This is a genomic window from Sphingobacterium shayense, from assembly GCF_013179575.1.
Classification (GTDB): Bacteria; Bacteroidota; Bacteroidia; order Sphingobacteriales; family Sphingobacteriaceae; genus Sphingobacterium; species Sphingobacterium shayense.
In genome coordinates this window covers 1,634-12,951 of record NZ_JABMCQ010000120.1, presented here as the reverse complement: position 1 = coordinate 12,951, position 11,318 = coordinate 1,634, and the positions used below count along the sequence as shown (strand labels likewise).

General features: G+C 38.7%; 11 protein-coding genes. 4 read left to right on the top strand and 7 right to left on the bottom strand.

Annotated elements, in window-relative coordinates:
- Positions 1–220: 220 nt before the first annotated feature.
- Positions 221–1,090 carry a KPN_02809 family neutral zinc metallopeptidase gene (gene ypfJ / locus HP439_RS13425; protein WP_172390852.1) on the top strand — a complete coding sequence of 290 codons (870 nt, stop codon included), beginning with the start codon at positions 221–223 and terminating at the stop codon, positions 1,088–1,090.
- A gap of 2 nt (positions 1,091–1,092) precedes the next feature.
- Here the strand turns inward: ypfJ and HP439_RS13420 are convergent, their stop codons facing one another.
- Complete coding sequence (locus HP439_RS13420; protein WP_172390851.1) at positions 1,093–2,067, bottom strand: LuxE/PaaK family acyltransferase; 975 nt, start codon at positions 2,065–2,067, stop codon at positions 1,093–1,095.
- Between the two features lie 135 nt (positions 2,068–2,202).
- Complete coding sequence (gene fabG / locus HP439_RS13415) at positions 2,203–2,946, bottom strand: 3-oxoacyl-[acyl-carrier-protein] reductase (RefSeq protein ID WP_172390850.1); 744 nt, start codon at positions 2,944–2,946, stop codon at positions 2,203–2,205.
- Between the two features lie 241 nt (positions 2,947–3,187).
- Here fabG and HP439_RS13410 point away from each other — a divergent pair, with 241 nt between their 5' ends.
- The 3 genes from HP439_RS13410 to HP439_RS13400 all read left to right on the top strand — a co-directional run bounded on the left by HP439_RS13410 (position 3,188) and on the right by HP439_RS13400 (position 6,560).
- On the top strand, positions 3,188–4,681 hold the full coding sequence (locus HP439_RS13410; RefSeq protein ID WP_172390849.1) for a malate:quinone oxidoreductase: 1,494 nt from the start codon (positions 3,188–3,190) through the stop codon (positions 4,679–4,681).
- Between the two features lie 185 nt (positions 4,682–4,866).
- Positions 4,867–5,478, top strand: coding sequence for a nicotinamide riboside transporter PnuC (gene pnuC, locus HP439_RS13405; protein ID WP_172390848.1), 612 nt, complete (start codon positions 4,867–4,869; stop codon positions 5,476–5,478).
- Positions 5,479–5,483: 5 nt separating this feature from the next.
- On the top strand, positions 5,484–6,560 hold the full coding sequence (locus HP439_RS13400) for an acyl-CoA dehydrogenase family protein (RefSeq protein WP_172390846.1): 1,077 nt from the start codon (positions 5,484–5,486) through the stop codon (positions 6,558–6,560).
- A gap of 88 nt (positions 6,561–6,648) precedes the next feature.
- Here the strand turns inward: HP439_RS13400 and HP439_RS13395 are convergent, their stop codons facing one another.
- The 5 genes from HP439_RS13395 to HP439_RS13375 form a co-directional block, all read right to left on the bottom strand.
- Positions 6,649–7,641, bottom strand: a complete 993-nt coding sequence (locus HP439_RS13395) for an LLM class flavin-dependent oxidoreductase (protein WP_172390845.1) — start codon at positions 7,639–7,641, stop codon at positions 6,649–6,651.
- Between the two features lie 100 nt (positions 7,642–7,741).
- The gene (locus HP439_RS13390) at positions 7,742–8,935 is read right to left on the bottom strand and encodes a class I SAM-dependent methyltransferase (protein ID WP_246229359.1); all 1,194 of its coding nucleotides are present in this window, start codon (positions 8,933–8,935) and stop codon (positions 7,742–7,744) included.
- 36 nt (positions 8,936–8,971) lie between these two features.
- A complete protein-coding gene (locus HP439_RS13385) occupies positions 8,972–10,234 on the bottom strand; it encodes an aspartate kinase (RefSeq protein ID WP_172390843.1) in 1,263 nt (420 codons plus the stop codon).
- 15 nt (positions 10,235–10,249) lie between these two features.
- Positions 10,250–11,080 (bottom strand): DUF3298 and DUF4163 domain-containing protein, encoded by an 831-nt coding sequence (locus HP439_RS13380; RefSeq protein ID WP_172390842.1) that lies wholly within the window; start codon positions 11,078–11,080, stop codon positions 10,250–10,252.
- Positions 11,077–11,318: GNAT family N-acetyltransferase (locus HP439_RS13375; protein ID WP_172390841.1), on the bottom strand; the 242-nt coding region annotated here is incomplete at its 5' end. The genes HP439_RS13380 and HP439_RS13375, both read right to left, overlap by 4 nt.

Below are 11,318 nucleotides of genomic sequence, written 5' to 3'. Positions count from 1 at the left end.
AATGTTCTGTATATCCGCTGGTGGTACTGTGTAGACAGACAGACTCCCGGTAGCGGTGCAGAGTTCACAGGAATTATCGCTACGCTTAATTAATTGTTGCTCCATAGACATATGTTTTACTTTTAGGCGAAAATACGAATTATTTTTATCAAAGAATTGTTGAGTTTTGAACAATTTCCTGTTAAAAATTAGTATTATTGAATAACAAAAATTTTAAATTATGAAATGGCAAGGCGGACGTAGAAGCGGAAATGTTCAAGACAGACGCGGAATGAGTGGCGGTCAGAAGTTAACTCTGGGTGGAATAGGCGGTGTAATTGTTATAATAGTCGGTTTGTTGATGGGCGGGGACCCTGGAGAGCTATTAAATCAAATGCAGCAAGGTCAAACTGGTGCAACGACTTCCCCGACAGCAGATTACGAATCGACACCTGAAGAGGATAAACTTCTTGAATTTGCGGACGTTGTATTAGCAAGTACTGAGGATGTGTGGGGGTCAATTTTTAAATCACAAGGGCAACAGTATCCTGTAACTAAGCTAACGGTTTATACGGGAACTGAAGAAACTGGTGGATGCGGTACCGGTCATTCTAGTTTTGGACCTTTCTATTGTCCAGGCGATCAAACCATTTATCTCGATTTGAGCTTCAACAAGGAGCTTACACAAAAATATGGAGCTAAGGGCGAGTTCGCATTAGCTTATGTGATAGCGCATGAGGTCGGTCACCATATCCAAAATATCGTAGGCGTCCTTGAAAAAACTAACGCAATGCGCGCTAAGATGAGTGAAATTGAATACAATAAGATTTCGGTGATGACGGAGCTACAGGCAGACTTTTATGCTGGCGTCTGGGCACACCATGTAAATAAAACCAGCGACATTGAACTTACGTACGAGGACATTATGGATGGCATGAGGGCTGCAGCAGCCGTTGGCGATGATCATTTGCAGGAACAAGCATACGGGCAATCGAATCCTGAAACTTTTAGCCACGGTACATCTGAGCAGCGAGCTACTTGGTTTAAAAAAGGTTACGAAACAGGGGATATAAATTCCGGAAACACATTCGGTGATCCTAATCTTCAATAAGTTTATTGCACAAGGAGATTGCATCCTCGGATATCGCTATTATCAAAACGGCCCAAAATTTCAAAACTACCTTGTTCATGTTTTTTCCCCAAATCCTGGGTCGCTATAAAGGCACATGAATTGAAATTTGCGAGGTCAATTACGTTTATAGCACCAGTTTTTCCTTTTTCGAGATAAGTAAAGGGGTCGTTTGTGTCTCGAATTAATATCTTCATCCAGTTCGGTGTGTTGAAAATTCCTTTCCCATATGAGTAACCTTGTGAAAGCAATTCTGTCATTCCATATTCGGAATGGATTTGTGCTACGCCAAATCCATCGCATAAGATCTCATGCAACTCCGAACGAACCATCTCTCTTCTTCTTCCTTTCATCCCACCAGTCTCCATGACAATTAGGTCCGGATAGTTAATATTATAGTGTTCACACAGATCTAGTAACGCATAAGTCACCCCAATTAACAAGGTTTTTGTACCCTTTTTTTGTAGATTTAAGAGAGTTTGGTATAGCTCTTTGTGGTTATAAAGGAAATAACCAGATTCCTTATGGTTACTTTTTCTAATTAAGTCGTCTACCATGTAGATTAAAGATGATCCAGATCTTTCTAAATAGGATGGAAGCAAAGCTAAAATAGCGACTTGTTTAATATCACCATAGAATGTCGCAAAGCATTTGCGGAAACTTTTTTCATACCATGTTAGGTCTGCAACGTGATGCTTACTTGTTTGTGTTCCCGTGGTCCCCGAACTGCTAAAAGTGATTTCTGGTTTTTTAACAGAGCTATAAACTTTTTGAGTTTTAAAAAGTTCAATCGGAAGAAATGGGATGTTTTGAATTTTGTGAATTGATTCTATGTCCGTTCCCAAATAGTCTACGAATTGTCGGTAGACTGCATTACGGTTGTATTGATGATGAAACACATCTATACATGTTTTTTCAAAATCAGATTGGCTTTTTATCGAGAACACTTGCTGTTGCATGGTTGGCAAAATATATAGAGAATTCCTGGATGCGTTATCGGTGAGAAGAACAGATGACCGAGGAAAAACCTAAATCATCTGTTTATGAAAAATCTGAATAATGAATTGCTTGGAGTTATTTTGGCCGATAAAATGCTATAGCATTCCGCCGTCTACCGGAAGAACCTGACCGTTTATATATGAAGATAAATCAGATGCTAAAAATACACAAGCGTTGGCGATATCTTCAGGTTCACCCGCACGTTTTAATGGAATGTTGGCTTCCCAGCCTGCCACGACTTTTGGATCTAGAACATCAGTCATTTCTGTACGAATAAAACCAGGTGCAACAACATTAGTTCGAATGTTACGAGAGCCGAGTTCTCTGGCTACAGATTTCGAAAAACCGATAATACCTGCTTTAGAAGCAGCATAATTTGTTTGCCCCGAATTGCCTTGAATTCCGACAACTGAACTCATATTAATAAATGACCCTTTACGATTTTTCATCATAACTTTTGATGCAGCTTTTGTAACGTTAAAAACTGATTTTAGGTTAATGTTTAACACGTCATCCCAATTTTCTTCCGTCATACGCATTAAAAGGCCGTCTTTAGTAATACCAGCATTGTTAACTACAATATCGATAGTTCCGAACTCGGTAACAATATCATCTATAAGCTTTTCAGCTTCAATAAACTTTGAAGCATCGGAACGATATCCTTTAATTTGTGTGCCAAAAACTTGTAATTCTTGTTCTAGTTCTTGTCCTTTTTCTACGGACGATAGATAGGTGAATGCAACGTTCGCTCCTTGCTGTGCAAAAACCTCAGCAATTTTACGCCCAATTCCCTTCGATGCTCCAGTAACTAGAGCTGTCTTACCTGCTAATAATTTCATTATTTTTATGGGTTTTCCTTTTTCCAAATAATTCCCACAAAAATGTTAATAATTCACCTAAAAACACAATATTAAATTTTATTTATTGGCAATAAACCGTTTATCGAAACTTGCCAACGATGCATCTGCTTCTGTCAACATAAAAATAAATTGATAAAATCATACCTTAAATGAAAGAAAATTGACAATTTCATTCGATTAAAACCGTTTCGAATGTTAATTTTGTACCAATCAAAATATCATGGGTAAAAAAACTAAAAAATCTGAAGTCGATGTTGTCTTGATCGGTGCGGGAATTATGAGTGCAACATTGGGTACTTTAATCAATGAACTAAATCCTGAGATTAATATAGAGATCGTCGAACGCTTGGATGTAGTGGCAGCCGAGAGTTCAGACGCGTGGAATAACGCTGGGACAGGTCACTCCGCGCTGTGTGAGCTTAACTACACGCCGGAGCAAGCTGATGGAAGTGTTAATATTACCAAAGCAATTAATATTGCTGAACAATTTGAAATTTCAAAGCAGTTTTGGACCTATTTAGTCGAAAAGGAAATTCTAAAACAACCTAAAGAATTTATCCGTCGTGTCCCACATATGAGTGCTGTATTCGGTGAAAAGGACGTGGCGTTTTTAAGAACTCGTCATCAGACAATGGTGAAGGAGAATTTATTTAAAGACATGGTATTTACCGAGGATAGGGAGGTTTTGAAAGATTGGCTTCCTCTAATGATGGATAATCGACCTGAAGACGAGGTTGTTGCCGCAACCCGAATGGATATAGGCACTGATGTCAATTTTGGCACCCTTACACGAGATTTGATTAAACACCTACAAACAAAGAATAATATAAAGTTATCCTTAAATCAGGAAGTTCGTGATATCGAACGAGAAAGTGACGGTTTATGGGAGGTAGAGGTTAAGGATGTTAAAACAGGAGAGAAAAGAGAGATCAAAGCTAAATTTGTGTTTATCGGTGCAGGCGGACACTCTTTACTATTATTAGAAAAATCAGGTATCCCTGAGGCGAAAGGTTACGGTGGCTTTCCGGTAGGTGGACAGTGGCTCCGTTGTAAAAATGAAGAGATCATAAAGAAACATAATGCTAAGGTATACGGCAAGGCATCTGTTGGCGCTCCGCCAATGTCTGTTCCCCATTTAGATACCCGCTATATTGATGGCAAGCAATCGCTATTATTCGGTCCTTATGCGGGATTTTCGACTAAGTTTCTGAAGAAAGGATCATATTTCGATCTACCAGCTTCAATTAAATTGTCGAATATAAGGCCGTTAATCTCGGCGGGATTAGATAATCTCGATTTAACCAAATATCTTATCACCGAGGTGATGAAGAGTCCTTCCGATAAATTGGATTCGCTGAAACAGTTTATGCCAACGGCAAAATTAGAAGATTGGGAGATTGAAGCGGCCGGGCAAAGAGTTCAGGTTATTAAAAAAGATCCTAAGCATGGGGGGATCCTTGAATTCGGGACAGAGGTTGTATCAAGCGCCGATGGAAGTATTGCTGCGTTATTAGGAGCATCTCCAGGAGCTTCTACATCTGTAGCAATTATGATTAATTTATTAAAGAAGTGTTTTCCTGACCGCGCAAAATCAGAGGAATATCGATTGAAATTACGAGAAATGATTCCGACTTGGGGTAAAAATTTAAATGACGATGAAACGTTATGTAATGAGGTTCGCGAACGCTCACACCAAGCTTTAAAATTGGCCTAGTTCCAATCCATACTTATGGGGTGCTTACTCATCAGGATGTTTTCTTGAGAGTCTAAGGCTGAGAATATACCCAATCTTATCGAGTGATAGGAGGAACCTGATCCAGGTAATGCTGGCGTAGGAAAGTTTTCTTTGTATTCTTAACGATCTCCATAAGTGTGTGTTATAAATTAAATACACACTTTATGCAAATTTCTGAATTTTTTGAAAATGTTTTAGAAGGATTTCACCAGACATCATGGCTGGAATTAGCGGCAGTGGGTTTTGGCGTTGTTCAGGTATTTCTGTCTAAGGCAAACAAACTATCCAATTATTACTTCGGAATAATATCCATTCTACTAACAATTTCAGTTTATTTTGGAGCGCGGCTATACGCTGAAATTTTACTTAATCTATATTATTTAGTGATGAGTGTTTACGGTATATGGTACTGGAAATTCAAGAATAAAAAGGAAGTTCCGATCACAAGTTGTACCCGAACCGAGTGGGGAATTGTTCTTTTCATCGTTGTTGTAGGGTATCTCTTGTTATATTGGTCATTGGTTAAATTCACAAATTCTGATGTTCCGTTGCTTGATTCTATTGTCTCAAGTACTGCCTGGGCCGGCATGTGGTTATTAGCAAAGCGGAAAATCGAAAACTGGGTCTTGTTGAATATCAGCAATATTATTGCGATTCCTTTATTATTTCACAAAAATTTGTATTTGTTCGCCTGTCTCACTATTGTTTTGTTTGTCGTCGCAATTTTTGGATACCTAAAATGGAAATCCATCAAATCATCTGTTGTAATTAACTAATCATTATGTTAACCTTAGAACTACAAGAATTAATTCGAGAACAAATTGCTGGTGCAATTAATGCAAAGCAACTTCCTGTTGAATTATTAGAGATAATATATAGCCAGAACTGGTTCAACCTTTGGGTACCACAACAATATGGAGGACTTGGCTACGAACTTTCACATGGTTGTCGCCTATTGGAAGAACTAGCTTATCTCGATGGAGGTATCGGTTGGACGATCACTTTATGTTCGGGTGCAAATATGTTTGCAGGTTTTATTGAACCCAAACTTGCGCACTCAATCTTTACACAACGGAACGTATGTTGGGGTGGTAGTGGGATGGCTACAGGTACTGCCGAACGGATGGATGACGGCTATATTTTAAATGGTAGTTGGAAATATGGGACGGGGGCTCCCCATTTAACGCATTTTACGTTGAATGCTGTCATCATTGAAAATGGAAAGCAAATTCTCGATGAACAAGGGCAACCATTAATGCATTCGTTTTTTGTTCACAAGGATGATGTATTGGTACATGATGATTGGGATACATTTGGTCTTGAGTGTACTGCCAGTCATAGTTTTTCGACCATTAATTTGAAAGTCGCTAACAATCAGAGTTTTGACTTGGAGTATCATCAACGTAAAGTGGATGAACCCTTGTTTGATTATCCATTTTTGACTTTTGCTGAATGTACGCTAGCTGTTAATTATATGGGAATGGCCAGACGTTTTCTAGACTTGTTTGAAAAGCAGCTATTTGTTAAATCGAATGTTCCAGGTTGGGATGGTACTTTAGGGAAAGCACTATTTACTCAGGTTGACGAATATCGGATACTGATTCAAAAGTATTCTGATCGTTTATATACATTGATGAACGACAGTTGGGGAAAGGGAGTTCCGCCGGATGAGGTTTTAGTACAAATATCCACTGTTACGGAAAAAATTGTTAGCGACATAAAAACGTTAGTCATTAAGTTATTTCCCTATACAGGTATTGCCGGTGCTCAGCGGAAGAACGAAATTAATATCGTTTTTCGTCATCTTTTTACTGCATCGCAACATGCTTTGTTGAATCGCAAACCGCTTAAAAGCTAAAGTGCATAGCGGGAAATTCGATCATTCTCCAACTATGCTTAACCTTTTTTCTCAATACTCCCTAATTGAAGCTGTCGTTATTTCGCTTTTAGTCGAGTAACGCCTCTTTTATTATCTTAAACGATTCTAGTCTTTTCTGACCATCGAAAATATAGTTCGTGGTCATTATTTCGTCAATCTGATAACGGTTGATAAACTCTGACAACTCACGGGTAAGTCGCGCTTTGTCACCGGCAAAAGTACATGAGGTCATGCTGTAAACTGCTTTTTCAATTTCTGGTATGCCGTCATAGATCACTTTTTGTGTTGGGGGACTTAATGGGCGACGGTGATTGGTAATGATTCCTGCGAACATATTAAATAAGCTTGACGCCAAGAATTCAGCTTCTTCCGTTGACGCGGCAGCGATAATATTTGCGCAAGCAATAAAATAAGGTTTATTTAGAAACTCTGAAGGCTTAAACTCATTTCGGTATATTTCAGCTGCTTGGGCGAACATCGCTGGAGCGAAATGGGCTGCAAAAGCATAAGGGAGTCCAAGTTGAGCTGCTAAGTGAGCTGAATCTGTACTCGATCCTAAGATGTAAATAGGAATCTGAAGACCCTCGCCTGGAAATGCTCTAACTTTTTCAGAAGGATCATCATTTAGAAAATATTGTTGCAAAGCTTGTACGTCATCTTTAAAATAAAACGCGGTGTTTAAATTGTTTCTGCGCAATGCCATTGCAGTTATTTGATCTGTTCCTGGAGCCCTTCCAAGTCCGAGATCAATTCTACCTGGATATAGCGTTTCCAATGTGCCGAACTGTTCTGCAATGACTAAAGGAGAATGGTTCGGAAGCATAATCCCGCCAGAACCGATTCGAATAGATTGAGTTTGAGATGCTACATGCCCAATAAGAACTGCCGTAGCGGAGCTTGCGATATGTTCCATATTATGATGCTCAGCAAACCATATCCGTTCATAACCTAAATTTTCAATGTATTTAGCTCCTTCAACACTCCGGTTAATTGCTTCTAATGCAGAGCTTCCTTTACATATTGTCGCTAATTCTAAAGCGGATAATTTAATTTTTTTCATCGTTTATAAAATTACGAATAGGATTTTACTTGAATGTAATCACATTGTCAATCGATACATTTCATTGTAAGAATATGGAAGTCGGGGTGGAGGTAAAAGCTTAAATGTCGTCTGGCAATCGTTGGCAAAACAAAGCCACGTGCTCGCCGCTGACTAGCGTACAAAAATATAAGAACTCAAACCCACCATCTTGAATTTTGTATTTCTTGCGAATCTCGTCAACTTTTAACGGAAAGTTTTTAGTGACAACATTTGCTTTGTTAATGGTAGAGGCTTTTTTCAAGTCCTTTAGACTAAACATGTTCAGAACCTTGTATTTACGGCCCGGAAAATTAGGTTGTAACGCTTCACTGGTGTACAGATGTGTATGGGGAGCCAGTTTGAATACATTGAACGCTTGAGCAACGGTTTTGAACGCACCAGATTTGGTGATCGCAACATCTGGATCATATAGATAGCTTAGTGGATTGCTATAGACTAATGATAGTTCTTTCTCCTGACTACTTTTAAACGAAAGTACTTTGCTATCTCTTTGGCCTAATAATACAGCATGGATGGTAGGCTCGTCCATGAAACCTTGTTTTTGTACCAAAAGAAGCTCCTTGCAATCATTACCTACTGAAAGCACGTAGACTGAGCAAACGTGCTCCAAGGACACCAATGCAAGCGATATGTCAAGTAGCGGAGCGAGTTTTGTGATAATAGTTTTCGATTTGTTAAAAAATAATTCCTGATGGTCGATAACATTCGGAATGCAGTCTTGAAGACGAACTACTTTCTTATTTTCTACACGCCTGGAAGGATCAATATATATGTAGTCGAATCGTTCGTTTGAGTCTTGCAAGGCGGTTATTCCTTCTTGAGCTAAAAATTTGACATTGTGCACACCGAGCATTTTAAAGTTGTGCTGTACTATCTCAGACAGTTCTGTATTAATTTCACAATGTGTAACAAAGCTCGCCTTAGATGCAAAATAGAAGCTATCGACACCAAATCCTCCAGTAAGATCAATGATATGGCATCCTGGTGAAACTAGATCCGATTTATATTTTCCTGTGAGGGCAGAGGAACATTGCTCCAAATTTAACTTGGGTGGAAAATATATTCCAGGGGGGGTGAGCCATTCGGGTATTTTTTTTAAAACACGTTGCCGACCATCAATTTGTTGAGCGAGGTCACTTGAAGTAACATTTCGGAAGGGGCTTTTTTGTAACGCAATTCTCGATGCACGCTCGTGTTGATGATCAATGAGGTAACGTTGCACTTCTGGAGATAAGATTTCCCTATTCAACATATCGTGTCAAAATTTTATACAAAACGGTTGCGCACATTACATGTTTTTAACGAGTAGCTGACAGGTATAGCTGTCTTTTAATTCTCTAATTATAAATTTATTTACTAATACTCGATCGATAGTTTCTTGATTAAAATAACGGATTGTGATCAACTCTAGCCCTTTTTCAAGGTTTACTGTATATCTTTTTTCCAGTTCCTCTAATAGGGCGGTTATATTTTCGCCCGTGTCATCCACACTCACAGAGAAACTTATAGCACTATTATGCATCATGTTTATTTTTATGCGATGACTGTGAAAAGCGTTAAATATGTGACTTAAATTATCTTCGACGATGAAGGAGAAATCCCGTGGCTGAATATTAATTAACACCTGGTTAATTTTAAATATAAACGAGGGAATCGCTAACCCGGAATTTGTAGTACGGATAACGGTCCCGTTTTCAGCGGGATTGATAAATGAGCGAACGTTAAGCGATATTTTGCTGTTTTGCAGGGGCTTAATTGTTTTTGGGTGGATTACGGTCGCGCCGTAGTAGGTTAGCTCAATAGCATCTGTATATGAGAGCTCAGGAATTAGTTCAGTTCGATCGAACCATTTTGGATCTGCGTTCAATACCCCCGGTACGTCTTTCCATATCGTTACATTGTCCACTTGTAAACAGGATGCGAAAATAGCCGCAGAATAATCAGAACCTTCTCTGCCGAGAGTTGTGGTGAAATTCTCTGACGTGGATCCAATAAATCCTTGCGTGATAATTACGAAGTCGTTTAAAATAATCGGTAAATCTTGACGGATTTTAGTTTCTGTTTTATGCCAATCTACTTTAGCCTCGCCATAGTTGTTGTCCGTGAAAATATAATCACGAGCATCGATCCAGCTCGTCGATAGGCCTGTTTGGTTCGTATACGCTGCTAAAATTTTTGAGGAAAGAATCTCGCCGAGTGAGACGATTTGATCGAACAAATAATTATAGGTGTCCTGAGGCTCTTCTTCGAGGATCCATTCAATTTCAACGAAGCTATTTGCGATATCATCATAGATTGGGTGCGAGGGATCTGCAAATAATTCAGTTAAAATATATTGGTGATCTTGCTTTATTTCCTCCAACCAGGTTAACGCATGCGCAGAGCCCTGAAAATATTCTTTTGTTAACTTTTCAAGTTTATCAGTCGTCTTTCCAATCGCTGATACTACGACTAACAGTTCATTTTTTTTGTAATGTGCAATAATTGACGCTACATTTTTTATACTTTCAGCATTTTTTACGGATGCTCCTCCAAATTTAAATACCTGCATTTAAGTGAAATACGATTATTTTTGAGCGATATTTTTTAAAACGATGGTTCCTCTCGAAGTTAAAATACCTTTGATTTCTTCATAAGGAATAATTATAGTAGTTGACCCTAAAGCATAAGGTTTTATTTCATAGGGATTGTAATGAAAAACTAATCCGTCCCTGGTTAATCCGAAGTTATCCGCTAATACGAATTGCCCTTGGTCGAAGAAATAACTTTCACCATAACCTTCATCTTGGTTAAGTTTCTCGTGTTCTCTGAAATGATGCTCGACTATTTCAGTTAGTTTCGTGGCGTCTTTTATAATATCGGTGATCGTTAAAAGACGGTTGTCTCGCAGGTCGTAGTTGAACCAGAGATTGACCTCCATCCCGTGAGCACCTCCAGAATATGAAGATATTTTGTTTCTTAATGTAACAAAACGTGGCACGTTCAGCATTACATTGCATTGCTGATCCATAAACCATTTATTTAAAAAATTATTTCCTGCCTCAATACTTTCTTCTGCATAATCGTTAAATCCTCCTAAAAAACTTTCTGCTACCTGTTCTGCCTTACTCTCCCCATCAATGAATATCGCTGGTTTAACTAATGTGTCTATCGCTGACGAAAAAACCGGATAAGAAGCTGTATAAATCGTCGAGTCAAAACCGTCCTCAGTTTTACTAAAATAAGGGCTGAAATCCTTATAACGTTCGATGTGATAAACCAGTGTATCATCTACGTTTTTTACTTCAATAGGAACGTTTTTTTCCCGTACTTCACTTCCTTGTTTTTTTGTTGATGTGCAGGATAAAAGGCTCAGTATTGAAACCATGAGAACACTGTATGTTAATCCGTTTTTCATTTTTTTGAAAAATTTAAGGTCACATTAACCCACTGCTCGTCGAATTCCGCTTGGTACTTCTTATAGAAATTGATTGCGTCTTGATTCCAATCTAAAACCTGCCACATCATACCACCAAAGCCTTGCTCTTTGGCGAAATTTATTGTGTGTGAGAGAAGTTTACTTCCTATGCGATTTCCTCGTTCGGACTGAGTAACGATTAAATCTTCTAGGTATAGACGACGACCTTTCCATGTCG